The sequence below is a fragment of the Flavobacterium sp. B167r genome, assembly GCF_056824315.1.
The window spans coordinates 3052825-3079356 of record NZ_CP124859.1 but is presented as its reverse complement, the minus strand read 5'-3'; the positions used below and the strand labels follow the sequence as shown (position 1 = coordinate 3079356).

23 protein-coding genes are annotated in these 26532 nt (G+C 36.3%); 18 read left to right on the top strand and 5 right to left on the bottom strand.

From position 1 onward, the window contains the following. The first annotated feature begins 95 nt into the window (after positions 1-95). Both QLQ96_RS13810 and QLQ96_RS13805 read left to right on the top strand, forming a co-directional pair. Positions 96-2468: a glycosyltransferase gene (locus QLQ96_RS13810; RefSeq protein ID WP_482491196.1), complete on the top strand. Its 2373-nt coding sequence runs from the start codon at positions 96-98 to the stop codon at positions 2466-2468. Between the two features lie 173 nt (positions 2469-2641). After that, positions 2642-3157 (top strand): hypothetical protein, encoded by a 516-nt coding sequence (locus QLQ96_RS13805; protein WP_482491195.1) that lies wholly within the window; start codon positions 2642-2644, stop codon positions 3155-3157. A gap of 41 nt (positions 3158-3198) precedes the next feature. On the opposite strand, the gene QLQ96_RS13800 is transcribed toward QLQ96_RS13805, so the two are convergent. Then, complete coding sequence (locus QLQ96_RS13800) at positions 3199-3858, bottom strand: BON domain-containing protein (RefSeq protein WP_482491194.1); 660 nt, start codon at positions 3856-3858, stop codon at positions 3199-3201. 372 nt (positions 3859-4230) lie between these two features. Here QLQ96_RS13800 and QLQ96_RS13795 point away from each other — a divergent pair, with 372 nt between their 5' ends. From QLQ96_RS13795 to QLQ96_RS13780, 4 genes are read left to right on the top strand one after another with little or no spacing between them, the layout of a single operon-like run. Continuing rightward, on the top strand, positions 4231-5367 hold the full coding sequence (locus QLQ96_RS13795; protein WP_482491193.1) for a glycosyltransferase family 4 protein: 1137 nt from the start codon (positions 4231-4233) through the stop codon (positions 5365-5367). Continuing rightward, positions 5345-6544, top strand: coding sequence for a glycoside hydrolase 100 family protein (locus QLQ96_RS13790; RefSeq protein ID WP_482491192.1), 1200 nt, complete (start codon positions 5345-5347; stop codon positions 6542-6544). The genes QLQ96_RS13795 and QLQ96_RS13790 overlap by 23 nt, the downstream gene beginning before the upstream one ends. Positions 6545-6598: 54 nt before the next feature. Continuing rightward, positions 6599-7624, top strand: a complete 1026-nt coding sequence (locus QLQ96_RS13785) for a hypothetical protein (protein WP_482491191.1) — start codon at positions 6599-6601, stop codon at positions 7622-7624. Positions 7625-7627: 3 nt separating this feature from the next. Further along, positions 7628-8476: a polysaccharide deacetylase family protein gene (locus QLQ96_RS13780; protein ID WP_482491190.1), complete on the top strand. Its 849-nt coding sequence runs from the start codon at positions 7628-7630 to the stop codon at positions 8474-8476. Between the two features lie 23 nt (positions 8477-8499). Here QLQ96_RS13780 and trxA read toward each other — a convergent pair whose 3' ends face one another. Continuing rightward, positions 8500-8799 carry a thioredoxin gene (gene trxA / locus QLQ96_RS13775; RefSeq protein WP_482491189.1) on the bottom strand — a complete coding sequence of 100 codons (300 nt, stop codon included), beginning with the start codon at positions 8797-8799 and terminating at the stop codon, positions 8500-8502. A 558-nt stretch (positions 8800-9357) separates the two neighbouring features. Here trxA and QLQ96_RS13770 point away from each other — a divergent pair. From QLQ96_RS13770 to QLQ96_RS13755, 4 genes are all read left to right on the top strand, one after another. Next, positions 9358-9813 (top strand): OsmC family protein, encoded by a 456-nt coding sequence (locus tag QLQ96_RS13770; RefSeq protein ID WP_482491188.1) that lies wholly within the window; start codon positions 9358-9360, stop codon positions 9811-9813. Between the two features lie 250 nt (positions 9814-10063). Further along, positions 10064-10834: an MlaE family ABC transporter permease gene (locus tag QLQ96_RS13765; protein WP_482491187.1), complete on the top strand. Its 771-nt coding sequence runs from the start codon at positions 10064-10066 to the stop codon at positions 10832-10834. Positions 10835-10836: 2 nt separating this feature from the next. Continuing rightward, positions 10837-11607 (top strand): ABC transporter ATP-binding protein, encoded by a 771-nt coding sequence (locus QLQ96_RS13760; protein WP_482491186.1) that lies wholly within the window; start codon positions 10837-10839, stop codon positions 11605-11607. 2 nt (positions 11608-11609) lie between these two features. Continuing rightward, the gene (locus QLQ96_RS13755) at positions 11610-12605 is read left to right on the top strand and encodes an MlaD family protein (RefSeq protein ID WP_482491185.1); all 996 of its coding nucleotides are present in this window, start codon (positions 11610-11612) and stop codon (positions 12603-12605) included. Between the two features lie 53 nt (positions 12606-12658). Here QLQ96_RS13755 and QLQ96_RS13750 read toward each other — a convergent pair whose 3' ends face one another. After that, positions 12659-15232 (bottom strand): cation-translocating P-type ATPase, encoded by a 2574-nt coding sequence (locus tag QLQ96_RS13750; RefSeq protein ID WP_482491184.1) that lies wholly within the window; start codon positions 15230-15232, stop codon positions 12659-12661. A gap of 345 nt (positions 15233-15577) precedes the next feature. Here QLQ96_RS13750 and QLQ96_RS13745 point away from each other — a divergent pair, with 345 nt between their 5' ends. The 6 genes from QLQ96_RS13745 (at position 15578) to QLQ96_RS13720 (ending at position 21885) form a co-directional block, all read left to right on the top strand. Then, positions 15578-16618 carry an AI-2E family transporter gene (locus QLQ96_RS13745; protein WP_482491183.1) on the top strand — a complete coding sequence of 347 codons (1041 nt, stop codon included), beginning with the start codon at positions 15578-15580 and terminating at the stop codon, positions 16616-16618. 187 nt (positions 16619-16805) lie between these two features. Beyond that, positions 16806-17996 (top strand): PAS domain-containing sensor histidine kinase, encoded by a 1191-nt coding sequence (locus QLQ96_RS13740; RefSeq protein ID WP_482491182.1) that lies wholly within the window; start codon positions 16806-16808, stop codon positions 17994-17996. Beyond that, a complete protein-coding gene (locus tag QLQ96_RS13735; protein WP_482491181.1) occupies positions 17989-19038 on the top strand; it encodes a response regulator in 1050 nt (349 codons plus the stop codon). The genes QLQ96_RS13740 and QLQ96_RS13735 overlap by 8 nt, the downstream gene beginning before the upstream one ends. A 118-nt stretch (positions 19039-19156) precedes the next feature. Beyond that, on the top strand, positions 19157-19606 hold the full coding sequence (locus tag QLQ96_RS13730; protein ID WP_482491180.1) for an Hsp20/alpha crystallin family protein: 450 nt from the start codon (positions 19157-19159) through the stop codon (positions 19604-19606). A gap of 91 nt (positions 19607-19697) precedes the next feature. Further along, positions 19698-20528 carry a restriction endonuclease gene (locus tag QLQ96_RS13725; RefSeq protein ID WP_482491179.1) on the top strand — a complete coding sequence of 277 codons (831 nt, stop codon included), beginning with the start codon at positions 19698-19700 and terminating at the stop codon, positions 20526-20528. Position 20529: 1 nt separating this feature from the next. Further along, positions 20530-21885, top strand: a complete 1356-nt coding sequence (locus tag QLQ96_RS13720; protein ID WP_482491178.1) for an MBL fold metallo-hydrolase — start codon at positions 20530-20532, stop codon at positions 21883-21885. 8 nt (positions 21886-21893) lie between these two features. On the opposite strand, the gene QLQ96_RS13715 is transcribed toward QLQ96_RS13720, so the two are convergent. After that, positions 21894-24386, bottom strand: coding sequence for a cation-translocating P-type ATPase (locus QLQ96_RS13715; protein WP_482491177.1), 2493 nt, complete (start codon positions 24384-24386; stop codon positions 21894-21896). A gap of 106 nt (positions 24387-24492) precedes the next feature. Then, complete coding sequence (locus QLQ96_RS13710) at positions 24493-24930, bottom strand: OsmC family protein (protein WP_482491176.1); 438 nt, start codon at positions 24928-24930, stop codon at positions 24493-24495. Positions 24931-25253: 323 nt separating this feature from the next. On the opposite strand from QLQ96_RS13710, the gene QLQ96_RS13705 reads away from it, so the two are divergent. Further along, positions 25254-25796, top strand: a complete 543-nt coding sequence (locus tag QLQ96_RS13705) for a hypothetical protein (protein WP_482491175.1) — start codon at positions 25254-25256, stop codon at positions 25794-25796. Between the two features lie 50 nt (positions 25797-25846). After that, positions 25847-26515, top strand: a complete 669-nt coding sequence (locus tag QLQ96_RS13700; RefSeq protein WP_482491174.1) for a BON domain-containing protein — start codon at positions 25847-25849, stop codon at positions 26513-26515. Positions 26516-26532 lie beyond the last annotated feature (17 nt).

Sequence of the window (26532 nt, the reverse complement as noted above, 5' to 3'; positions counted from 1 at the left end):
CTCCCTTTTTATAATGCTTTAACTTCATTGCTTAAAAATGGAAGCAAATCCGGAAATCTTACCAGAAAAAACAAACTACAATGAATTTTAATGACATGAAAAAAGATATCGTTTTTCCCAACAAAAAAATGCCTCTATTTAAAAAACATTCTCAAAAATCTATCAAATCAGCAATAGCTGATAGAAATAAACAAAAGCCTGAAATTTTAATGATCAGCACCTTTCCTCCAAAACAATGCGGCATTGCCACATATTCTCAGGATTTGGTTAGGGCGTTAAGAAATAAATTTAAAAACACTTTTAAAATCACGGTCGCAGCATTAGAGAACAAGAACGAGCAACATCAATACAGCGAATCTGTAAAATATATTCTTAGAACAGACATAAAAAGTTCTTATCAAAGGCTCTCTCAGACCTGCAATCAAAATCCAGCTATAGAACTGATTGTCCTGCAGCATGAATTTGGGCTTTTTAAAGATAATGAAACTGATTTTTTAGATTTTTTAAAATCTTTAAAAAAACCAATTCTAATAGCGCTGCACACCGTTTTGCCAAATCCCGACTTTCAAACATTAAGCTTGATGGACAAAATGAGTTCGGCAGCTGCGGGATTTATTGTGATGACCAACACATCTGCCAGGCTGCTGGAAAAAACATATAAAATAGACCGTGATAAAATTACAGTCATTGCACATGGCACACATCTGGTAAAATATGAAGATAAAAAAATCCTAAAGCAAAAATATGATGTTTTGGGCTATAAAATACTCTCGACTTTTGGTCTTTTGAGCTGCGGAAAATCAATTGAGACTACTTTATATGCTCTTCCTGAAATTATAAAACATGAGCCCAAAACATTGTTTCTGATTATTGGAAAAACGCATCCCTGTGTAATTAAAAATGAGGGCGAAAAATACCGGGAATTTCTTGCCGAAAAAATCACTTCCCTGCAGCTGGAAAATCATGTAAAATTCATTAACAATTATCTGCCTTTAGAAATACTATTGGAATATTTACAGCTCACAGACATTTATCTTTTTACATCCAGTGACCCCAATCAGGCTGTCAGCGGTACATTTTCCTACGCGATGAATTGTGGATGTCCTGTCATCTCCACTCCTATTCCGCATGCCGAAGAAGTAATTCAGGATGGAACGGGAGTTATAATTGACTTCGGTAACCCTGATAGATTGTCTGCCGAAGTCATAAGGCTTTTAAAAAATGCAGATGTACGAGAAAATATGTCACTAAACGGTATCCATAAATTAGCTCCAACTGCCTGGGAAAACTCGGCAATCGCTCACGCTTTACTGTTTAAAAAAATCATTACCGATAAAACCATATTGCGATATAAAAAACCCAAGGTTAATTTAAGCCATATTAAAAAAATTACCACTCCATTTGGAATGCTTCAATTTTGCGTACTCAACAAACCAGATCTAAACTCTGGCTATACTCTTGACGATAATGCAAGAGCACTGATTGCAGTATGCCAGCACTATCAATTGAAGAAAGAATCTTCTGATTTGTCTCTTATATCGGTATACTATAATTTTATAAAATTTTGCCAGCAGCAAGATGGAAGTTTCTTAAACTATGTCAACATAAGGGAAGAATTTACCAATCAAAAAAATGAAAATCTTCAGGATTCAAATGGGCGTGCTATCTGGGCATTGGGTTTTATGATTTCACTTGGGAAATTACTGCCTGCCGCTCTACAATTAGATGCAATAAAAACAATCAATAAAGCCATTGCTACAGCAGAGTTTAATTATGCGACAAGAGCTACTGCCTTTACCATCAAAGGGCTATACTATTACAACAAAGTTAACCCGCAAAATGACAATCTATCACTAATCAAAACGCTTGCAAATCGTCTTGTTCAAATGTACAGGCATGAAAGAAAACCCAATTGGAGATGGTTCGAGAGCTATCTGACTTATGCCAATAGCAGTATTCCCGAAGCAATGCTATGTGCTTATAAGGCCACCGGCGATTTGATATATGAATCCATTGCCAAAGAGTCTTTTGATTTTTTATTAGCTAACACATTCACAAAAGACAGTATAACAGTTATCTCAAACAAAGGGTGGCTTTATAAGAATGACCGAATTTCGAAAAGAAATATAGGCGGGCAGCAGCCTGTAGATGTAGGTTATACAATATTAGCTTTGGCAAGGTTTAAAAATCATTTTAAAAATTTCGGCTACGGAAAAAAAATAAAAATTGCTTTTAGCTGGTTCCTTGGCAGCAATCATTTAAACCGAATCATTTACAATCCCTTCACCGGCGGTTGTTATGATGGACTGGAAGAAAACTGCATTAACCTGAATCAGGGAGCTGAATCTACGATAAGTTACCTTATGGCAAGATTAACGCTTCAGGAATTGAAATGTCAAAAAACATCAGACAGCATTTTGAATAAAGTGCCAGATGCAAATACTAAAAACTTTGAAATAAAGGTCTGAAAAATAGAAATGTTTAAATTTTAACAAACTCCAGAATTAGTATAAGTTGTTCAACAATTATATTTTTTCAGATACCGGGAGCTTAAAAAAATCTCAAATCTATGCGGCGAAAGATCTTATTATTTCCATTTGTTTATGCATTATTCTTTCAAATCATTTTAAAACTGAAAACCATGAAAACCATTTTACTATATGTGATATTCTTAATATCCGTAGCACTGCTGGTCCTAAATCGATACACTGCTTTATACATCAACAATTCAGTAATCCATTTAGCATTAATAATTACAGCGATCGTAACCTTGTCTTTTATAACCGGCCAAATTCTGGGCAAATTAAAAAGTAAGCCATCTAGATTACTTTTTATATTGCTTGTTAGTCTGTTGTGTTATGCGAAAGCTTTCCTGACTTGGGACGGCGACTGGAAAACCCAAATCATTTTGTATCACAGCATAGCAAATAAAAATGTAACAGTGGATTTTCAAATGCAGGATAACCGCTTTACATTTGGCTATAAAAAAAGAATTACAAAACGTCTGAAATTATTTCCTGGAATTGACTGGATTACCGATGTAGATACCGCTGCCCTAAATGTAAGGGAATGGAAAAAAATTAACCTCTATGTAAATGAACTCCATTTAAAATCAAATGATGCTAATTTTAAACTGCCGTTCGCTTTGTACCGGTAAAAAAGCAGAAAATACTTCTAAACATTTTCTGCATTAATTTATTAGTCGGGCTCTACTACAATTTCATTATCCACAAACCATACTCCGGGTGTATTCCAGGCAATCTTTTCAGCTTCTTCTCTCTGGAAGAGTGAACTGACAATACCGCTGAGAAATATCGTTTTACCATCAACTCTCACCCTGATATTATTGATGTCCAGAATCCAGCTGCGCTTTAAGGCTTTTTCGATAAGCTCCTTACGTAATTCGTTTTTTATTTCAGCCTCTATCTTTATATTATCAATTACACCGCGAACACCGTTTAGATACCTAATGGCATTTTCTGCTGCTTTTCTCTGGAAATTCCAATGTAAAATACCCTCTAGAGTTACCCATCCGTCTTTAACCGTAACTTTTATTTTGTGATCAGGAACAGCCCAATTCTCTTTCAAGGCCGAAATAACAGAAGAGGCAATTTTTTTATCATTTTTAACGGCTGAAAAATACAGCTCAACTTTTACATCATTCACCACTGCTTTCACTGCTGAAATATTCCTAATAACCTCTTCTGCCACTTTTTTTTGAGCATAGGTATTTACAGTACCCTCTAAGGTAACTATTCCATTGAGCACATTTACAATAATTTCATTAGAATCCAAAAGCGGTTCCCATTTTAAAGCCTCAATCGCTTCTTTTCTCAAAATTTCATCTTTATTTTCCATGATTCCCTGACTTTAAATAAAATAGTAATACAGTATTTCATTGAATGGCTATTTCTTTAACCTTCATTTATTGTATTGCAAAATTGGAAAAAAGAGCCTTTAAGAAAAATGATCTTCATCAGCAGAAATAGTGATGCAGAACATAGTAAAGAATTATCGTTTCAGATAAATAAAACAAAAAGTACAGGAGTTTTTACATTGTGTCCAAGCTCACCATTACAAATGACTTCCATCATATTTTTGCTTTTTATTAAATCACAATTTTGTACATCCAGAAATCAATATGTTTTTTTATGCTAGTAAATTAATAATAACATGATTCGTTAGTGCTAAAATAAGGCACAGAAAAATAGTTGGTAAATAAAGTTTATTATGAAAATTCTTGTCTTATATGATTACCCGCCCACTCCAGGAGGACTCGCAACACAAGGAGATCTTCTTTATAAGGGATTATTGGCCAATGGTGTCGATGCCCATGCCGTACATTTAGAATCAGAGATTGAAAAAGAATGGTATTACAAATGGTTCAAGCCCGATGTAGTGGTAGGAACGGGTTATTGGGGAAACACGCCGCAACTGGTTCTTCATCCCCAAAAATATGGTATCAGAGGCATTCCCTGGCTGGTTGCAGATGGCTACATTGCCAATTATCAGGATGTTTTAAACCGGCTGCCATTAATACTTGTTACTTCAAACTGGGTGAAACAAATGTATATACGGGATGGCATTACCGCCGATAATATAGAGGTACTACCGGTAGGCTGTGACACTGACAGTTTTAAGCCTCGCGATAAAAATGATGAAAAAATAATTGCGGTCCGGAAGGTATTAGGGATTTCGCCCGAGCAGCAAATGATACTTACCATTGGAGGCGATGCAGCATCCAAAGGAGCACGTGAGGTTATGGAAGCTCTTGCAAAAACTAAGCTCCCGCCTTGGAAATACGTTTGCAAAGTATGGCCGCAGCCCAGAACCGTAACACAAAACAATTTAGACCTCCAGCTGGCAGAACAATTGGAAATCACCAATAAGGTCTTATTTCAAAGCAGTATAATTTCGAGGGATTTTATTCCTTACCTCATCGCAGCCTGCGATATATATGCTGCTCCTTCAAGGCTTGAAGGATTCGGCATGCCGCAGGTAGAAGCAGGAGCATGCGGCAAACCCGTAATTGGAATCAATGCTATGGGACTGCTCGACACAATGATAGATAAAAAAACCGCTTTTCTGGCACGGGTCGATCAAAAAATAGTACTTAATGAGGTGGTTTTAAATGGTGATTCCGGTTACGAAGAAAACAGGCGTATTGTTTTTGACAAACCACGAACAGTCGATTATCGGGCCAGCGTTAAGGATATTAGTGAAGCACTGGTAAAATTGATGGGCAGTGCTGATTTACGAAATAAAATGGGTGCTGCGGCACGAGATCATGTAGTTGAAAACTTCGACTATCGAATTGTGGCAGCCAAATTTGTAAAGATTATCAATGAAAGACTTAATATTTACTAATAGCAGAGAGACCATGGATACCAGGAACTGGAAGGAAATCGAGGATGCAAAAAAAGCCGCATTGGAAGTGCTGCTGCACAATTCTGCCGGTCCGTACCATGGACTGCCCAGAACTGCAGCATGGGGCTATCCTGAACCCTATACCAGAGATTTGCTTCTTGCTATATTTGGTATCGCAGTTACAAATAATGAACATTTGTTGGCTGTAATGGAGAAAACATTAAATACGCTTGCAAAAAACCAATCTATAAAAGGCAGTATACCTTCGATGGTTCATGATGCTGAAAATCGTGGTGCGAGCGACACTACACCTTTATTCCTTTTGGCTGCAGGTGTTTTTAGAAAGCTCACAGGTAAAAAAGATTTTCTGGAAAATGAAGTCCAAAAAGCATTAACGTGGATGGAATACCAAAGTCCTTCAGAAAACTATCTTATAGCACAGCAGCCTACAAGTGATTGGCGTGATGAGCAATGGGTTTTGGGTTATGGTTTGTATGTAAATACCCTGGTTTATAGTTACCTTAAAATATTGGGGTTGAATGATCAGGCAGAGCTAGTGCAAAAAGCGATGCAGCATTTTACCATTACAGCCCCGGAAAATCCCACACACCTGCATGAAGGTATGATAATAAAAGGAAAACCATATTTTTCATTATGGTCTTATAAATTGTACAGTAGTGAACGATTTGATCTTCTTGGCAATAGTATAGCGATTCTCTCAGGACTTGCGTCTGTTGACAGAAGACATCATATCATAAACTGGATTGAAGATGAATGTGAATTGATGATAAAAAATGGACAGCTGGCACTCCCTCTGGCTCCAAACTTTTTTCCTTTTATTTCTCCGGGAGACCCAGATTGGATATCCCGTTATGAAAGCTACAATATGCCCGGGGAATATCATAATGGAGGAATTTGGCCATTCATCTCTGCATTTCACATAGCGTCACTTATTGCGGCTGACAAACACCAATTGGCTGTAAGCAAATTGTTTCAACTTACCGATCTTATTAAAAAATCAAGAAGAAAAGATCTTGAATATGGCTTTAATGAGTGGTATAAAGCTCAAACTGGCGAACCTATGGGTGAAGACTGGCAGACATGGTCCGCGTCTTTATACTTATATGCTGCAGCATGTGTTGAAAGCAATACAACCCCTTACTTTGATCGTGATTAAAAAATACAACATGATTAATTCTTTCTTGCGCTGATCAAAAATTACTTCCGACCCATGAAAAATTTCTATACCTTTTTCTCGTACAAGACTTTAGTAAAATTGATATGTATTTTTACTTTATCAGGATGTTTTAATAAGCCGGAAACACAAAAAATACTTCGTATTTCGACACAAACTAATACAGAAAAAACAAATTTCCCCGCAAGGAAAAGTCTTGTAAATGAAAAAAAAGCACCAACATCAGATTCAGCCAGCACTATCGGAAAATACGATAATAAAATGCAGAATCCCTTACAGGGAGCCATTTTACCATATAAAAGAGTAGTTGCTTTTTACGGGAATCTTTATTCAAAACAAATGGGGATTTTGGGAGAAATTCCTAAAGATCAGATGCTGGAAAAACTTCAGGGTCAGGCAGCACAGTGGTCTGCAGCTGATCCACAAACTCCGGTTGTTCCGGCCTTGCATTATATTGCTATCACTGCTCAAGGCAGCCCTGGAAAAGACAATAAATACAGGTTAAGAATGCCATTTAGCCAAATAGACACCATATTGTCATGGGCAGATTCTATAGATGCAATCGTTTTCCTAGATGTCCAAATAGGCCAAAGCAGCGTAGCGGAGGAAGTCCAGACATTAAATAAATTTTTAAGGCTGTCAAATGTCCATTTAGCAATTGACCCGGAGTTTGCAATGAAAAAAGGCGAAGTTCCTGGAACAAAAATAGGCACGCTTTCTTCTGCTGATATTAATGAGGCTGTTGATATTCTGGCAAAACTTGTAAGAGAAAACCAGCTGCCTCCAAAAATACTGGTAATACACCGGTTTACCAAACCGATGGTTACCGGTTATCAAAATATAAAAATCTGCCCTGAAGTGCAAATAGTCATGAATATGGATGGGTTTGGCAGCAAGGAGTTAAAGCGTTCCTCCTATCGCATGGCGATTTATAACGAACCTGTTCAATTTACGGGATTTAAGCTGTTCTATAAAAACGATACCCGATTCAATCAGAGTTTATATACACCTGAGGAAATTTTAAAATTGACGCCTATACCCATTTACATTCAATATCAATAACTTATGAAAGCTTTATCACCTAAATACCCATTATACATTTTATGTCTATTTCTTCTGCTGCTCCAAGGATATGCCACGAATTTAGAAAAGAAAAGATACTTCCGCAATGTTACATTCTATAGTGCAAATAAGGTTGTAAAATCTACTGTTTCTAAAATAAAACAAGTACCTGTTTTGTGCTATCATAACATAAAAGAGATCTCAAAAAATGATGGTCCTAAACAAAAAGCCTATAGTATTTCACCAGACAATTTTGCCTGGCAGATCAAAGCGCTTTCTGATAATGGATATACCAGTATCACACCCGATGAGCTTAAAGATTATTTGAATTTACAGCGGTCTTTACCCAAAAATCCAATCGTCATAACCTTTGATGACGGCACTAAGGGACAATATGAAATTGGTGCCGGGATATTAGACAAATACAATTTTAAAGGGGTGTTTTTTATCATGACAGTTGCTATCGGGAAAAAAAACTACATGAATCAAAACCAAATTAAATCCCTTTCAGACAAGGGACATATCATTGGATGCCATACCTGGGACCATCATAAGGTCACGGACTTTAAAAAAGAAGACTGGCTACTGCAGATAGTAAAACCAAAGAAAGAGCTTGAAAAAATAACCCAGAAACCTGTAACCAGTTTTGCCTATCCATATGGAGCATGGAATCTTACAGCGGCAGACTCTTTAAGAAAATATGGATTTACTGCTGCTTTTATTTTTTATGGCAGACAGGACTCTTCAGTTCCTTTATATTCCATAGAACGCATCAGCGTTACTAATTCTTTGAAAACTGAAAATTTTCTTGCCGTTATAAAGAAAAAAGAAACTCAATATATCTGCTATTAATGCTAAAGCAAAAAATATGGCGGTCAGTTAGTTTTTTCGACTATCACCCTTATAATTTCATCTTTAGACAATACTCCCGACTGACGCCAAAGCTGCTTTCCATTTTGAAACAGCATCATTGTGGGAACCCCTTTAATTTGATAAGAAGCTGCTATTTCCTGATTTTTATCTACATCAATTTTAATAATGGAAACACGGTCTCCCAGATTATCTTTCACTTGTTTCAATACAGGGCCAAGCATTTGGCAGGGACCGCACCATGCAGCATAAAAATCAATTAAAACTGGTTTATCATTATTTATTATTTCAGTGAAGGCTTTCATAATATATTTATTAAGGGTTTAGTATTTTAAAATTAATATAGAACAATTTAAAAAGTAAATGAACTACTGGAACACCGACTGAAAAATACTGTTTTTAGTGTATTTTAAAAATATTAAGTAACGACCACAACTGTTGTTACTTTCGTAATTCGCCTTGAAGAATTTCATTTTTTTTCTACAATTCAAACTTTAGCGAACATAACCAAACAAAATTACTTTAATGCGTTTCAATTAAAAATGATTATTGTCATCATTGGGGCTAAAGAAATATATATTGTTAAGTTACAATACTAATTATTATACAGCTTTTGCCAAGAAGCAGCTCATTTTTAAATTAACATTCTTTTCTATTCTATTGTCTGTCCAAAATTTAAAGTTACTATTTTTTGTGTTTAAAATCATTCTTTTAGGTGATAGTTCTCATAGTAGACGATCTGCCAATTGGATATTTTTACTGTTAATAATGATTTAGGACAGCAAATCCGATATCGAAAAAAATCAACAATTGCCTGTCTCCTATTCAAAGTAAAGAATGCTAAAAACTAAAATAGAAAAATTATGGAAGCTCATTTTTACACTGTTGAAGTAAAATGGAATATTGCCCGCAAAGGGATTATGTGTTCCCCTGAATTAAATCAGCAAAAAGAAAACTGCATTGAAGTGGCAACACCTCCTGAATTTCCGAAGGGAATACCAGGAATATGGTCACCTGAACATTTATTTACAGCCGCAGTAAGCAGTTGTCTGATGACAACTTTTTTGGCAGTCGCTGAAAATTCACAACTGTTTTTTACAAGTTTCAGCTGCAAATCAAAAGGAAAGCTGGAACAGATCGAGGGAAAATTCATGATAAGTGAAATTATACTCGAACCTGTAGTTACCATAACAGAAGAAAAAGATCGTGAAAAAACAGAGAAAGTTTTACAAAAATCAGAAGCAGCCTGTTTGATTTCACATTCTGTAAAATCAAAAATTACGATGAATCCCACAATAAAAATAAATAATCCCCAATAAATAATAAACTTACAATTCACCAGTAGGACAAAAGCACCTTATACAGCATTCGTTTCTATTATACAGCTCTTGCCACATTTCATTATACCTCATTTTTTCATAGTTTTTCATTTAAATCGGGTCATTTAAAAATTCCGTTATTCACATAATTTACAGGGTTATAAAATTGGATAAAACCGGAATAGTGATTCTCATCATTTTTTTCATGTTAAATAAACAGTTCCTTTACTACAATTAAAATTCAGGTCACATGAAAATTACCAGACCAATTTTGAACCTTTTAGAAGATACAGGCAATCTGTCCCGATTTACAATTCGCTGCTTTTTTACCGGTTTTAGTAAGCCTTTCGAAACTAAAGAATTACTTCGGCAATGTTACCTTATTGGCTACAAATCTTTCCCTCTTGTATCGTTAACCAGCCTCATTATTGGTCTTGTACTTACCATGCAGCTGCGTCCTTCACTTGTAGAATATGGAGTTGAGTCCCGGCTTCCAGTAATGGTTGGAATAGCCATTATTAGAGAAATCGGTCCTGTGGTTGCCGCTCTCATATTTGCAGGAAAAATTGCCAGCAGTATTGGTGCAGAACTAGGATCAATGAAAGTTACTGAACAGATTGATGCTATGGAAGTGAGCGGCACTAACCCTTTTAAATATCTAGTCGCTACACGGGTTTTGGCATGTGTCATAATGCTTCCTATATTAATTGTAATGGCAGATGCGATTGCGCTTATTGGAGCATACATTGGAGTTAATATTCAGGGAGTGACGAGTCTGCGCTTGTTCTTTTCTGAAATTTTCAATTCACTGGAAATGAGCGACGTCCTGCCATCCTACATTAAAACTTACTTTTTTGGTTTTGTAATTGGTATTATCGGAACCTACAAAGGCTATAGTGCTGTCAAAGGAACAAGAGGTGTTGGAAACGCCGCCAACTCAGCTGTAGTTTTAGCTTCTGTTTTTATTTTTATAATTGATCTGTTGGCTGTACAGATAACCGAATTTTTAGGGCTTAACTAAACATGGAAAATTCATTAACAAATATTAAAACGTTGCCTGATAATCGTAAAACGCTGATTGTTATTGAAAACCTGTTTAAGAATTTTGGAAGCAATAAGGTTCTTACCGATTTCAATCTCAAAGTCTTTGAAGAAGAAAACGTTGTGATATTAGGAAAATCAGGGTGTGGCAAATCAGTATTAATTAAATGTATCATTGGCCTGATAAAACCTGAAAAGGGACACATTTTTGTCTTCGCCACAGATATAACGCTGCTTGAATCTGAAAAAATGGACGCTATGCGTACAAAAATTGGTTTTCTTTTTCAAAGCAATGCTATTTATGATTCGATGACCATTCGCGAAAATCTGGAATTTCCTCTGCGAAGAAGCGGGAGTATACTATCTCAGGAGCAGATTAATGCTCTTGTAATCGAAGCCTTGGAAAACGTAAAACTTTCTCATACCATCGATATGATGCCCTCTGAGATGTCAGGAGGAATGCTAAAACGTATTGCGCTGGCCAGAATTATGATTTTGAAGCCTAAAATAATATTATACGATGAACCTACATCCGGACTTGATCCTGTTACGGCACGAGAAATCGAAGATCTTATCTTAGAGGTGAGAAAAAAGTATCATACCACTTCAATTATTATTTCTCATGATATGAATTGCGTAAAAAAAACAGCAGACCGAGTGGTTCTGCTTTTAGATGGAAAGTGCTACTCAGAAGGCACATATGCTGATTTCGAAAATTCAGACGATTACAATATCAAACAATTTTTTCTATAGCCATGAATACTGACAGTGCAAACAATTTGAAGCTTGGAGCTTTTGTTGTCCTTGGATTTATACTTCTTGTAATTTCTTTATTTTATATTGGAAACCGCAATAGCTTTACAGGAAGCAATATCAAATTAAAAGCCAGGTTCTCAAATATAAACGGTCTTCAGGAAGGCAATAACGTTTTGTTTTCGGGAATTAATGCAGGGACAATAAAATCTATTAAACTAATAAATTCCAAAACAATAGAGGTTACAATGGTGATGAAGAAAGATATCGCACACCAAATTCCAATAAACTCAAAAATTACTATCGGAACCGATGGGCTCATGGGAAATAAACTGCTAAACATCACTCCTGCCGAAACAAGTGAGATAATGGTGCAGGATGGTGACTATTTAATAGTAGAGAAAACTGCAGATATTGATCAGGTTCTAACAAGCCTTCTGCGCAGTACAGATAATATACAGGTTATTTCAAAGGCACTCAAAAACGTGAGCCTTCGCATTGAGCAAAGTGAAATCTTAAGTCTTATGGAAAAAAGGGAATTATCAGAAAACCTGCAGCAATCAATGTTTAATATTCGCATGACGACACAAAATACCCAAAAATTGACCTTAACCCTGCAAAAAATAGTAGAAGACATACACTCAGGTAAAGGTGCAGCAGGCTTATTGCTTTCCAATAAAGCCTTTGCTGACGATCTTGCGACGACAATCCAAAATTTAAAACAGACCAGCAAGGCTGTGAATGAAACATCTGTTCAGCTTAAACTTACTGCAGCTTCGCTAAATGAAGATTTACAGCAGGGAAAAGGCCCTCTTCCTGTTTTACTAAGAGATTCTCTTTTGAGTCAAAAAATTAATGCAAGCCTTGAGAATATAGAAAAAGGGACTTATAATTTTAATCTCAACATGGAAGCCTTAAAACATAATTTTCTTTTCAGGGGATATTTCAAAAAACTGGAAAAAGAAAACAAAGATAATACAACGCAAAAAACTAAATAAAGCCGTTTGAAATTTAATCTGGTATCTTTTTATCCATTAGGTTAAAAAGGAAATTACGTCTTCCTTGAAATATTGTCCTGAAATATTGCTTTTTCAATTTCTACAGCTATAAACACAAAAGATGATGTGACCCCGACAAAAACAAACTCAGCAAATGTTAAAGCTTCAAGATGAAAAATGCGCTGAAGTACCGGATTATATGTAATTACTATTTGCAGCAATAATATGACCAGGACCGATGCAATAAGCCTTGAATTTGAAAACAAACCAGAATATAAAAAATAATGGTGAGAGCGTACCGCAAGTAAATGTCCCATCTGACTAAGACTCAACACATGAAAAACTATGGTTTGCCATGGCATTCCTTTTCGTATTCCCCATGCCTGCGCAGCCAGTACTATACAGGCCATAAGCAATCCTACCCAAAGCATGTGCACTCCGCCGCCATTTGCAAAAACACTTTCATGCGGAGCTCTCGGAGGGCGTTTCATAATATTCTTCTCTTCTTTTTCGTACGACAAAGATAATGCCGGCAATCCGTCAGACACCAGATTGATCCATAAGATGTGAATGGGCAATAAGGCTATTGGAAGACCTACAACGGGTCCTAACAATAAAATCAACAGCTCGCCTGAATTAGTGGTCATAAGGTATTTAATCAATTTTAGGATATTATCATAAATTCTCCTGCCTTCCCTGATAACTGTAACAATGGTAGAGAAATTATCATCAAGAAGTATCATATGTGCGGCTGCTTTGGAAACATCTGTTCCTGTAATTCCCATTGCTATCCCAATATTTGCTTTATTAAGAGATGGCGCATCATTCACTCCATCGCCTGTCATTGCAACATAATGTCCTTTGGATTGAAGCGTTTTTACGATCAGTAATTTTTGCTCAGGGGATACCCGTGCATAGACTTTAATGTGTTCTACTTGTGCAGCAAAAGCATCCTTATCCAGTGCAGCAAGTTCCTGCCCGGTTATTATAATATCCTTCTCTCCTTCGATAATACCGATGCGTCGTGCCAAATTTTCTGCTGTCAAAGGATGGTCTCCTGTAATCATAACAGTTACAATACCTGCTGTTTTACATTGTGCCAAAGCAAAAGGCACTTCCTCTCTTGGAGGGTCGATCATTCCTGCCAACCCTAAAAACTGTAAGTCTAATTCATGAAGATCTGTTATAAGCTTATCCGGCAAGCTGTCCCAATAACGAAATGCGAAACCCAAAACTCTATATCCTTTTTTCCCCATGTTAACTACTTGAGAATGTAAAGCCGCTACATCACGATTTTTACATAAATCGATTAAAACCTCAGGAGCTCCTTTGGTAAAAGATATGATCATATCATTATACTGATGAAAAGTGGTCATTAGTTTTCGCTTTGAATCGAAAGCAATCTCACCAATACGGGGCCATTTATCGATAACAATTCTTTTTTCGTTAAGCATCTCCAGTAAAGCTGCTTCTGTACTGTCACCTTTTATTGTATTTCCTTCTACAGCTGCATTATTATTGAGGGCAAAAGCCTGAAATAAAAGATGGATGGTTTCGCCGTTTCCTGCAGCCTGAATTTCTTCTTTACTATATAAATGACCACCAGTAAAAATTTCTTCGACGTCCATTTTGTTTCTGGTGAGCGTACCGGTTTTATCGGTACAGATATAAGTTACCGAGCCTAAAGTTTCAACTGCAGGCAATTTTTTTATCAAACAATTAAGCCGGATCATGCTCTTGGCTGCCACTGCAAGGGAAATTGTAATTACCGCTGGAAGAGCTTCTGGTATGGCTGCTACAGCCAGGGATATACTGGTGAGTAACATTATGACAATATCTACTCCCTGAAGCCACCCTCTTAAAAAAAATAAGATGCAGATAAAAAATATTATAATCGACAGCCTTTTAGCAAATGATGACATTCGCTGCTGTAATGGCGTTAGTTCCTCATCTTCCTGTATCATTTCAGCTATACGCCCCAGTTCGGTTGTCATGCCGGTAGCTACTACCACAGCTGTACAACTGCCATTAATAACAAAAGTTCCTTTGAAAACCATGTTCCGTATTTCATCTACAGATAATACACACTGTTCCGGAACTTCGGTATCTTTTTCGACTGCTTCCGATTCGCCTGTCAGTGCTGCTTCATCAACTTTTAAATTTACACATTCAATGATCCTCAAATCAGCAGGCACTGCGCTGCCTGATTCCAGTACCACTAAATCGCCTGGCACCAGTTTATCTTCAGATACCCAAATTCTGCTGCCTTCCCTTATTGCTGCTACTTGATGAACAGCCATTTTCTTGAGGGTTTGTATAGCTTTTCCGGCTCTATATTCCTGTGCAAAACCAAGTCCTGCATTTATAATAATAATGATGATAATTGTTATTGTATCTGTAAAATCACCTATAATTCCTGATACAATAGCGGCGACAGACAGTATCAAAATCATAGTATCCTTGAACTGCGCTATGAAAATGCTAATGAGCGATTTTTTTTTTAATTCCTGTAGTATATTACGACCTGTCTGAAGCAATCTTTCTTCGGCTGCCTTCAATTTTAATCCCTGAGGTCCTGTATTCAGAAGTTCATAAATTTTTGCTATCTCCAAATTGTGCCAGTTCATAAAATTTTAATTTAAAATTACAATTGCTGCCAATGTCATAATATCCCAGGATTTTTTACTCTCCATGTCATTAAATAGTAACTAAAGAGATCAATGCATTAAGATGAATAGAATTATTTCGTAATTACGGGCAGCGGTCCTGAATTTGTTGCGAGTCTGGCGATAAAAAAGCTTTTTCAACAGACCCAAACGACAAAAAACATCTAACCAAAGCTAATTCAAAAACCATTATACTAAGATGATTGTAATCATTAATTATCGTGATAATAATCATTACTTTTTTTTCAAATAAAATTTACTTTTGGCTTACCTATTCGTTAATCTATACTGATAAAACTTCAGGCCATGTATAATCAAACTGCAAATTCCTTATTAAAATGGACACTTTTCCTATTAGCAGGAAGCCTGCTGCTTCGGTTTGGTGCTATATTATTTGTGCCGATGTTATTTGGCTTACTGATAGCCTTTGTTTTATATCCGGTTTGTTTATGGCTTGAAAACTATGGTATGCCGAGATATGCTGCAATAACAGTATGTTTGAGTATCATTTTTATTCTGCTTTTTTTATTGGTTTTCTTATTAAACTGGCAGTTACAGATGTTTAGCGATGAATTGCCTAAAATTGCTCAAAAGCTAAAGATCTCTTTTATACAAACTCAAAGATGGCTGGAGCAAAATGTAAACGTAACCATAAAAATGCAGGATGAATGGATTCATAACTCAATATTAAACAGCAGCAATAAGGTTACATCTATAGCTGACAGCCTATTTTCTGCTGCATCTAGTGTTTTGTTTATGTTCTTTCTCGCTCCCGTCTATTCCGTATTATTTCTTTATCATCGCGCTTCTTTTGTCCATTTTATGATTATAGTGCTAGGCAAAAACAACGAAATAAAAATCAGAGCAGTTTTGGAGGAAGTAATCTTTACTTATGCCAGATTTATTAAAGGAATGATATTGGTTTATATTATGGTTGGCGTTTTAAATTCCATTGGTTTATTTGCGCTAGGCATCCAAAATGCCATACTTTTCGGCATGCTTACAGCAATTATGACCATTATTCCGTACGTAGGAATTATCATAAGTTCATTATTACCGATTACTATTGCTTATATCACAAAAGATTCAATATGGTATAGTGTAGGTGTTATACTTGTTTTTACTGTAGTGCAATATTTAGAAGCCAATGTAATTTTTCCAAAAATAGTAGGCAAACAGCTAAACTTAAGTACATGGGCTACATTGGCTGCAATTATTGCCGGGGGCATTATTTGGGATGTCGCCGGGATGATATTGTTCATCCCTATGATGGCTATTTTAAAAATTGCAGCACAGAATATTCCTCAATGGGAAGCAGTTTATATACTGTTGAAAAGAGATAATTAAATATTATTAGAAAAATTGATTATTAATTTCCTTTGATGAAATTGGATATTTATTCAAGAACCGGCTATTAACCAGAATAATATTCAGTATTTATCTGCCCCGTTGGCCCATATCAAAAATTAAACCATGCAAAGTGTTGATTTTCAAAAACTTTTGTCGAAATTTGATCTGATAAATCGATTGTGAAATGAAAAACCAGGCGCTTTTAAATGCAATTATTGAAAATGCAATCGATGGAATAATCACGATCAGCGAAAAGGGGATTGTAGAATCTATAAATCCTTCTGCATGCCGCCTTTTTTTATATACTCCCGAGGAAATCATTGGCAATAACATATCAATTCTCATGCCTTCTCCAGATAGAGAAAAGCATGACTCCTATATAGAAAATTATAAATCAACAGCAATTCCGCATATCATTGGACATGACAGAGATGTCCTGGGAAGGAAAAAAGACGGGAATATATTTCCTTTTCGGCTCGGGGTGAGCGAAGTCAATTTTGAAGGAGAAAGAATCTTTGCAGGTTTCATTCACGATATGAGCCACCAGAAAGAAGCAGAAAACCGGCTGATGCAGTATACGCAGCATTTAGAAGAACTTGTGAAAGACCGTACGCAGACTTTAAATGAAACAATTGATGCCCTGACCCTGACAAAAGAAGAAGTCAGCAGCACCCTGGAAAAAGAAAAGGAGCTAAATAAAATCAAAAGCCGTCTCTTATCAATGGCTTCCCACGAATTCAGGACACCTCTTAGCACCATTCAGCTCTCCACGTCACTTCTTCAGCGTTATGCCGAAAATATAGATAACCCGAAAATTGAAACCCATATATGCAAAATAAAAAGTGCTATTGCAAACCTGACGACAATTCTCGATGATTTTCTGCTCCTTGAAAAAACAGAATCCAATAAAATAACACTGCAGATTTCAAATTTTGATCTCCAGGGATTTATAAAGGAAATTGTAGGAGATCTAAAACTTCTAACAAAAAAGAAACAAAAGATAATCAACAAACCAAATGCTGAAGCTGTTTTGGTAAAACTGGACAAAAACCTGCTTAAAAACTGCATCATTAATCTGGTTTCCAATGCAATAAAATACTCTGGGGAGGACACCCAAATCGAACTATGGACTTCTATAAACAAGAACACAGTAAAGATTAACGTAAAAGATAACGGCATTGGAATACCCGAGGAAGATCACAAACATTTGTTTGAAGCTTTCTTTAGAGCCCATAATACAGGAAATATTCCCGGGACTGGTCTGGGGCTCCATATCGTTTCACGTTACGTATCATTAATGCACGGTACCATTTCATTTAAAAGTGCCGTTGATAAAGGAACCTTATTTACTATTGAACTTCCCCGTTATGACTAAAATACTTATTATTGAAGACAATGACAATATTAGAGAAAATGTTGCTGAAATACTTGAACTATCAGGATACGAGGTTTTTGCCGAGGCTAATGGAAAAAAAGGAGTTGAAACAGCACTTAAAATAGTACCTGATCTTGTATTATGTGATATTATGATGCCTGAACTTGACGGTTATGGCGTATTGCATATTCTTCATAAACATGCTGAAACACAGGCAACTCCTATCATATTTTTAACTGCCAAAGCGGAAAGGGCGGATATCCGGCAAGGCATGGAACTGGGAGTAGATGATTACCTTACCAAGCCATTTGATGATTTGGAACTCTTGCGGGCCGTAGAAGCCAGATTGAAAAAAAAGGAACTGCAGCAGCTTTTTTATGGACAGAGCGCCGAAAATCTAAATGCAGCTATTTCGAAAGAAGACGGACTGTTAAAGCTAAAAGAAATCATGCTGGACCGCAGTGCCCGGCAGTATAAAAAAAATCAGTACATTCATTATGAAGGGGATCATGTACTAGGGATCTACTATATCATAAGCGGGAAAGTCAAAACTGTAAAGCTTACCCAGGAAGGCCGCGAACTAATTACGGGAGTTTACAGGGAAAATGATTATCTGGATATTAATATACTCTTTTCCACTGATACCTACAATGACACTACTATTGCGCTGGAAGATACGTTATTGAGCTTCCTGCCGACAGAACAGCTTGATAAACTCCTTTTTCTATATCCGGATGTGGGTGCCAAATTCATTAAAATTCTCGCAAATGATGTAAGAGAAAAAGAAGAACGATTGCTGCAGATTGCCTATATGTCAGTGCGAAAAAGAATCGCGCAGGGCATTGTACACTTACTGCATCAGCACAGCGCTGATGGCACCAGTATCAAATTCTCCAGAGACGATCTTGCAGCTTTTTCAGGAACTTCACCTGAAACTGTAAGCCGGACGCTAAGTGATTTTAAAGAAGAAGGATTAATAGAAAAGACTTCCAGTACAATACATATAATTAATTTAGAAAAACTAAGCAGAATAAAAAACTAATTCTTCAAATGTGATGAGTATCAATTTCTCACATGATTGCCGTCATCTTATATACCGAGACTCTGCTATAATTTTGGTTAAACAATTCAACAAATGTTTAATATAAACTTATACTATTATGACAACACTAGTTCCAACTAAGAACAACGTTTCTTTACCTAACGTTTTTGATGATTTTTTTAACGATGGTTTTCTGGACATACCCTCATTTTTTGCTTTTACAAATCAAAAAGGAGCTTTTATGCCCAATGTTAATGTCATTGAAAATACCGAAAATTTTGAAATAGAACTTGCTGCTCCCGGGCTCCAAAATAAAGATTTCAAAGCAGAGGTTAAAAATGGAGTATTGACTATCAGTGCAGAAAAAGAGGAAGAAGCTGAAGAAAATGGCAAAAATTTTAGAAAAAGAGAATTCTCTTATAGCTCATTTAATCGTTCTTTTGTTTTACCAGATAATGTGACAGCTGATAAAATCGATGCCAATTATAAAAATGGCATTCTAAAAGTGACACTTCCAAAAAAGAACACCAGTCCTAAGACTCCAGCAAAACAAATTAAAATTGGATAAACCAAAAAATAAAATGTGCTCATAAAATATATTTTGTAAGCACATTTTATGCCATATTTTCATTAAAAAATCTGCTGTAATATTGAATAGTATGAAGGTAATTAAACACTCAGGCCATGTTGTGCCTTTCGATATTGAAAAACTAAAACTTTCCCTTCAAAAATCTGGGGCTGATGCCGATCTTATTAGAGAATGCCTTTTACAGATACAAAATCAAATGTATGAAGGCATAACTACTAAGCAAATATACAAACTGGCGTTTGCGATCTTAAAAAAAGCTGCAAACGGACATGCTGCTAGATACAATCTGCGCTACGCATTACAAATGCTAGGACCGGCAGGTTTTTTCTTTGAAAAATTTATATCCAGACTTTATGCTGCTGAAGGTTACAAAACAAGGACAAATCTAACCTTGCAGGGAAAATGTGTATCGCATGAAGTAGATATAGCACTGAAAAAAGAGAACATAGTCTGGATGGTCGAATGTAAATTTCACAGCAGCAGAGAAGGCGCTTCAGATGTGAAAGTGCCGATGTATATTCTTTCCCGCTTTAATGATCTCAAAGCAAAACAGCACACTATTTTTAGCGGAAGCGAAAACATAGACTCCTGTATAATAGTAACTAATAACCGATTTACTAAAGATGCCGAAAATTTTGCTATCTGCAGCGGGATAACACTCTTGAGCTGGGATTATCCTAAAAATGACAGCATTAAAAATAAAATAGATAAAGGAGGACTTTACCCGATTACCTGCCTCACCACGCTCTCAATGGTCGAAAAAGAAAAACTGCTTATTCTGGATCAAATACTTGTAAAAGATCTGATTAATGATTCGAAAAGTCTTCATAAAATAGGAATTAGTGAAAACAGGATTCGAAATGTACTAAAAGAAGCTTCACAAATTTGTAAACTTATTTAAAATGAAAGTAAAATTTATTGGAGGCGCCGGAACCGTAACAGGCTCAAAGACACTCATAGAAAGTAACGGTATTAGAATATTGATTGATTGCGGGCTTTTTCAAGGTCTTAAAGCGCTCAGACAACTTAACTGGGAGCCCTTGCCGGTTTTGCCTTCTACAATAGATTATGTGCTGCTAACACATGGTCATCTGGATCATTGCGGATGGCTTCCTAGACTCGTTGCACAAGGATTCACGGGCAAAATATATTGCACCTCTCCTACTAGAGATGTGGCGAAACTTGTTCTTTTAGACAGCGCTAAAATTCAGGAAGAAGAAGCCAATAAAGCCAACAAAGAGCATTATTCTAAACATGAAAAAGCAGAACCTCTTTATACTTTAGAGCAGGCTGAAGCCGTTTTTCCGTTTTTTAAAATCGTGCAGCCTGACATTGCAACAGATATTGCTCCAGATATTACTGCTGTTTATACTGGTGCAGGACATATCATTGGTGCCTGTAGTATTACGCTGAATCTCGAAGACAAAACTTTGGTTTTCTCCGGTGATATAGGACGCGATGACGATGTTTTGATGTTTCCGCCAACCAAACCCATACTGGCAGATTATCTCTTTTTAGAAAGTACTTACGGCAACCGCCTTCATCCTGATCTGGATGCAAAAAAAGAACTTGAAAACTATATAAATACCACTATAGAACAAAAAGGAACGGTTATTATTCCGGGATTTGCCGTTGAAAGAGCACAATCCATAATGTATTTGATATGGCAGCTTAAAACAGAGGGCAGAATTCCAAATGTACCTTATATTCTGGATACCCCAATGGGCGCCAGTGTCCTGGATATTTTTTTACAGAATATGCAATGGCACAAACTCGCTGCTAATGACTGTCATGAAATGTGCAAAATGTTTAAAATAGTTTCTGAATACGAACAGACTATGCGAATCATTGAAGATCCTCAGCCGAAAGTAATCATCGCCGCAAGCGGAATGGCCACAGGAGGCCGCGTATTATCCTATTTTGAACATTATATAGGTATTGAAAAAACTACTGTTATAATGGTAGGCTATCAGGCAGAAGGCACACGTGGAAGAAGACTTCTTGAAGGTGCCAATGAAATTAAAATATACGGAAACTACTATAACGTAGAAGCTAAAATAGTTCAGATCGAAGGACTCTCTGCCCACGGCGATCAGCAAGATCTTGTAAACTGGCTTTCAGTACTTGAAAATGTTCCCAAATGCATTTACTTAGTACATGGAGAAAATCTTCCGGCAGATGAACTTCGAATTAAAATTCAGGATAAATATGGTTATAACTGCAGTGTTCCGCTCATAGGAAGCGAAATAGAAATCTAGAAGATTCTTCATTTCCTTCTAAAATACTTTGGAACCTCAAACCATAATACGGATACTGATCCTGCCAAAACACATACAAAGAGCTGAAAAATTGTAGGCATTTCAAAATTAAATAAAGAACGTAAAAAGGGTACTGTAAAGAGCAGTATAACCAAAAGCACTGTAATGCCTATTAAAAGAGAAACCATGAAATTTTTATAGTGAAGCGTTGCCCGTAATGAGTAATAAAAAGATCGGTTTACTAATGTGAGTACAACATTGGCAGTAATCAAAGTTAAAAAAACCATGCTTCTTGTGCTGTTTTCATTCCATTGATTGTATACTGACCACTGATATACGCCTAATACTCCTATAGTAATAACAACTCCCTGCAAAATACTTGTTATCAATTCTTTTGTCTTAAAAAAAGTAGATATCAATGCTCTTGGTCCTCTCTGCATCGTATCGGCTTCAGCAGGTTCATTCTCATAGAGTATCGAACAGGTTGGCCCCATAATAAGTTCGAGCAGAATTACATGCAGCGGACTGAATATATTGGGATAAATCCATCCTAAAGCAAGCGGAATAAAAACGATCAGAATGATAGGTATATGTATTGATATAATATACTGAATTGCCTTTTTTAGATTCGTATAAATTCTCCTTCCCATTGCCACAGCATCTACCATTTTAGAAAGATCATCCTCTACCAGAATAAGTGAGGCGGCATCTTTTGCTATAGCTGTTCCTTTTTTCCCCATAGCAATACCGATATGCGATGCTTTAAGGGAAGGCCCATCATTGACCCCATCTCCCGTCATGGCAACAATCTGCCCGTTTGCTTTGAGAGCGTTGACAATCCTAAGTTTAGCTTCGGGAAACATTCGGCTAAACAGATTGATATCCAATACTTTAGCTTGTAATTCCGAATCACTCAATTTCATCAGTTCATCTCCTGTAATGGCTTTATCAGATCCCTTAAAACCGATCTGCTGAGCAATAGCGTTTGTTGTGCGGGCATTGTCACCTGTAATGATCTTAACTCCTATTCCCGCTTTATAAAAAGACTCTAATACCTCTGAAATATTATCCTTAGGCGGATCATAAAAGGCAACCAGACCTTTAAACATAAAGGGGATTTCCTGCTGTTTTTCAGGATAATCATTTCCTTCCAAAACACCTTGAGCAACACCAAGAACCCTGTAGCCTTTTCCGGTTAGTTTATCCATAGCCTCTAGCACAATTCCTCTATATTCGTTTGTAAGATGGCAGACTTCAAAAATTGCTTCAGGCGCTCCTTTAGCCGCAATAATACGATTATTGGCAGCATCTTCAAAAATATGGGTCATCATTGGCGGTTTGCCTGATAACGGATATTCATGAATCATTTTAAAATTGGCCGTCAAATCTTTAGCCGCAAACTTTTTATAAGTATGATGAAGTGCTAGCTCCATCGGATCAAAAGGTATGGGTTCACTGGCCCACATAGCGGTTGTTATAAGATCCTCCGTTTCTGTTGATTCTCTAAAAATGCTAACATCGGTCTCTAACCCTGACGGTAAATAAAGCCCCGCTAACTCCATTTTATTCTGAGTTATGGTCCCTGTTTTATCTGTACAGATAATGGTGGCACTGCCAAGTGTTTCAACTGTTTTCATTTGTTTGACTACAATGCCCATTTTCATTAACCGACGAGCTCCCAATGCCATAAATGTTGTAAAAGCAACCGGAATCTCCTCTGGCAATATGCTCATTGCCAAGGTAAGCGCTACCAAAAGGCTTCCCAGAATATTACCCATTCTGGCATAATTGATAGCCCATACCAGAATAAAAACCAGAACTCCAAGAAAAACCATTTTTTTTATAAAATTCCCAATCTGCAGTTCTAATGGTGTCTTTTCTTCGTTAATAGCTTCCAGACTGCTCCCTATTTTCCCTAATCTTGTTTGGTTTCCTATCTCTGTAACTTTAATAATTGCTAATCCGCTTACAATGGCAGTTCCCGAAAACACTTTATTATCTTCTTTTTCTTGATCTTTAAAAACACTCAAAGACTCCCCGGTAAGTATCGATTCGTTTACTGAAAAATCATTTGAACTAATGATAACTCCGTCAGCAGGGACCAATCCCCCTTCTTCAACAATTACCAAATCCCTAACAACAATATCTTGTGTTTTAATGTTTTGCTGTTTCCCGTCACGAATAACTTTGCATAAAGGTTCTGTGAATTCCTGTAATTTTGCCAAAGCATTTTGGCTTCTCTTTTCCTGATAAAGTGATATTGCCGTTATTAATAAAATTGAAACGGTAAGAAATAGTGCGTCGCTATATTGCCTATTGATAAAGTAAATTCCGGCGGCAACGAGTAATAAAAGAATCATTGGTTCTGCAAAGATGTTTTTTAGAAAAGCTAAAAACCTGTTCTCTTTTTTGTAATTATACTTGTTGACTCCAAATTTTTCTCTAAAATCAATAACTTCTTCGATACTTAGTCCCTGTAATTCTTTTTCCTTTTTATTCATAGATTATGCAGCTAAATTAGATCACAGTATAATATATCTTAAAGGTACGAAATAAGTTTCTGCTTTAATTAGCCGCTTCAAAGTATTAAAAGAGAATACGCTGTTTTTATTCCAGACTAACCGACGGAAATATATGCAGCCTTATTTTTAATGCCTTTACCACCAAACAATGTTCCTTACACAGTGAAAAAATTTTCAATGTTCTGCTGATCATTTTACTTTCCTCAATAACGACTATAGGCCTTAGCACAATATCGGTTATCTCTGAAAAATCATCAAATAGTGCTATAGATGCACGGGCTGTACTTTTAAACTTTTTAAACTTGATTCCTTTATGTCTGGCCAAATTAAAAAATGCTGTCATATACGAGCTTTCAACAGACGCAAGAAATAAATGTTCTGCTGACCAGACATCTTCTTTCAGATTTTTCAAACACGAATTTTCTGCTACTTCTATAGCGCTGCTAAAAATCACAGCACTTACCCTTGCATTTTGATTTTCCAGCCATTGCAAATCTACCTGATATTCTTGCGAGGTCTCCATATAATAATTTTTTGAAATATAAAAGCAGTTCTCACTACTGCAAATCAATTTAAATGTCAATAAGACTTATCTAAATTAGCTCGTCAGCCAATAATAACAAATGATATTCAACATATCATTTTAACTGGTAATAAATATAAAAATGCTAAAAGTCATTATTCAAAATGATTTAGATCATTTTTCCTTTTTTTGATTTAATGCAATTTTACAACGCAAATCAGAAGGTATGCAGTAAGAACTTTTTAGATACCGGTAATTGCGAAAGCTTCTGGCAATTAAAAAAAAAACAGCCTAGACCTTCCATAATTAAAAAATAGAGAGCCATGGAAAACCAGCAACAATTTATAGCAGATTATAACACGCTGCAGCAGATAGAAGATGCAGTCAAAAAACTTAAAAAAAGCGGCTGTGATATTAGAGGACTTGAAATAATAGGCCAGGACTGCTACATAAAACAAAGTGTCACCGGAAATTTTAACATTTATGACAAAATGGAAAAATGGGGCACTACCGGATTATTCACCATCGGTTTATGCGGGCTCTTATTTGGACTGCTTTTTATTTTCAACTTCACAGCAAGTCTTCCATATTTTAAAACCCCTATTATATTTGCATGTATAGCTGTTCTTTTAGGGGCAACCCTTCCAATAATAGGCATGGGATTCTCAAAAGGTGAACCTATTAAATATAAAACAGAAATAAAAGCCCGTAAATATATACTGTTTGCCCAGCAGAAAAATGCCAATATAGAAATCATAAGAAGCATACTTAATCCTCATGCTCCTGTAGAGAATTCAATAAAAGAAAGAGAGGGCCAAGCACTATTAAAGAATGAAGTTTCTCACTTCCACGAAATAAAAAACTAAAAATTTCAAATTAACAACTATTAATATTTAACAATCTAAATGAAAATGATATGAAAACAAATGAAGAGTTGCAAAGAGATGTTCAGAATGCCATTAAATGGGAACCGCAGCTTCATGCCGCAGAAATTGGCGTAACTGCAAAAAATGGTGTCGTAACCCTGATGGGAACTGTAGATGCCTATTATAAAAAAATTGAAGCTGAAAACGCAGCCAAAAATGTTGATGGCGTAAAGGCAGTTGTTGAAGAAATAGAAATTAAATATTCCAGCAACACCAAATCTGATGAAGATATTGCCAATGATGTTTTAAAGGCTTTAACTGATAACTGGAATGTTCCGCAGGAAAATATTCAGATTAAAGTTGAAAAAGGCTGGGTTACTCTGGAAGGTCAGGTAACCTGGAATTACCAAAAAGAAGCTGCCAGCAAATCCATCAGCCATCTTAATGGCGTTAAAGGAGTAAACAGCCGTATCAAAATAAAAGCTGAAATACAGGATGAAATTGAGAAAAAGAATATTGCACGAGCCCTTGCCAGCAACTGGACACTGCACTCTGAAAATATACTTGTCAGGGTTGACGGTACAGGAGTGACATTGACCGGAGCTGTTTCTTCGCTTTATCAAAAAGATTTAGCTGAAAAAATAGTTTGGAAAACCCCAGGTATCTGGTCAGTAGATAACCAGCTTGCCGTAGAACATAAATATGCCATATCAGAATAGCTTTTAAAGGGAGAATA

Bases quoted from the DNA above. Each gene is read 5' to 3' on its own strand.
- QLQ96_RS13720 (WP_482491178.1), top strand. From the start codon at position 20,530: ATGAAAGTAAAATTTATTGGAGGCGCCGGAACCGTAACAGGCTCAAAG.
- QLQ96_RS13795 (WP_482491193.1), top strand. From the start codon at position 4,231: ATGAAAATTCTTGTCTTATATGATTACCCGCCCACTCCAGGAGGACTC.
- QLQ96_RS13705 (WP_482491175.1), top strand. From the start codon at position 25,254: ATGGAAAACCAGCAACAATTTATAGCAGATTATAACACGCTGCAGCAG.
- QLQ96_RS13760 (WP_482491186.1), top strand. From the start codon at position 10,837: ATGGAAAATTCATTAACAAATATTAAAACGTTGCCTGATAATCGTAAA.
- QLQ96_RS13715 (WP_482491177.1), bottom strand. From the start codon at position 24,386: ATGAATAAAAAGGAAAAAGAATTACAGGGACTAAGTATCGAAGAAGTT.
- QLQ96_RS13780 (WP_482491190.1), top strand. From the start codon at position 7,628: ATGAAAGCTTTATCACCTAAATACCCATTATACATTTTATGTCTATTT.
- QLQ96_RS13700 (WP_482491174.1), top strand. From the start codon at position 25,847: ATGAAAACAAATGAAGAGTTGCAAAGAGATGTTCAGAATGCCATTAAA.
- QLQ96_RS13740 (WP_482491182.1), top strand. From the start codon at position 16,806: ATGAAAAACCAGGCGCTTTTAAATGCAATTATTGAAAATGCAATCGAT.
- QLQ96_RS13805 (WP_482491195.1), top strand. From the start codon at position 2,642: ATGAAAACCATTTTACTATATGTGATATTCTTAATATCCGTAGCACTG.
- QLQ96_RS13790 (WP_482491192.1), top strand. From the start codon at position 5,345: ATGAAAGACTTAATATTTACTAATAGCAGAGAGACCATGGATACCAGG.
- QLQ96_RS13755 (WP_482491185.1), top strand. From the start codon at position 11,610: ATGAATACTGACAGTGCAAACAATTTGAAGCTTGGAGCTTTTGTTGTC.
- QLQ96_RS13750 (WP_482491184.1), bottom strand. From the start codon at position 15,232: ATGAACTGGCACAATTTGGAGATAGCAAAAATTTATGAACTTCTGAAT.
- QLQ96_RS13800 (WP_482491194.1), bottom strand. From the start codon at position 3,858: ATGGAAAATAAAGATGAAATTTTGAGAAAAGAAGCGATTGAGGCTTTA.
- QLQ96_RS13770 (WP_482491188.1), top strand. From the start codon at position 9,358: ATGGAAGCTCATTTTTACACTGTTGAAGTAAAATGGAATATTGCCCGC.
- QLQ96_RS13765 (WP_482491187.1), top strand. From the start codon at position 10,064: ATGAAAATTACCAGACCAATTTTGAACCTTTTAGAAGATACAGGCAAT.
- trxA (WP_482491189.1), bottom strand. From the start codon at position 8,799: ATGAAAGCCTTCACTGAAATAATAAATAATGATAAACCAGTTTTAATT.
- QLQ96_RS13735 (WP_482491181.1), top strand. From the start codon at position 17,989: ATGACTAAAATACTTATTATTGAAGACAATGACAATATTAGAGAAAAT.
- QLQ96_RS13730 (WP_482491180.1), top strand. From the start codon at position 19,157: ATGACAACACTAGTTCCAACTAAGAACAACGTTTCTTTACCTAACGTT.
- QLQ96_RS13785 (WP_482491191.1), top strand. From the start codon at position 6,599: ATGAAAAATTTCTATACCTTTTTCTCGTACAAGACTTTAGTAAAATTG.
- QLQ96_RS13725 (WP_482491179.1), top strand. From the start codon at position 19,698: ATGAAGGTAATTAAACACTCAGGCCATGTTGTGCCTTTCGATATTGAA.
- QLQ96_RS13810 (WP_482491196.1), top strand. From the start codon at position 96: ATGAAAAAAGATATCGTTTTTCCCAACAAAAAAATGCCTCTATTTAAA.
- QLQ96_RS13745 (WP_482491183.1), top strand. From the start codon at position 15,578: ATGTATAATCAAACTGCAAATTCCTTATTAAAATGGACACTTTTCCTA.
- QLQ96_RS13710 (WP_482491176.1), bottom strand. From the start codon at position 24,930: ATGGAGACCTCGCAAGAATATCAGGTAGATTTGCAATGGCTGGAAAAT.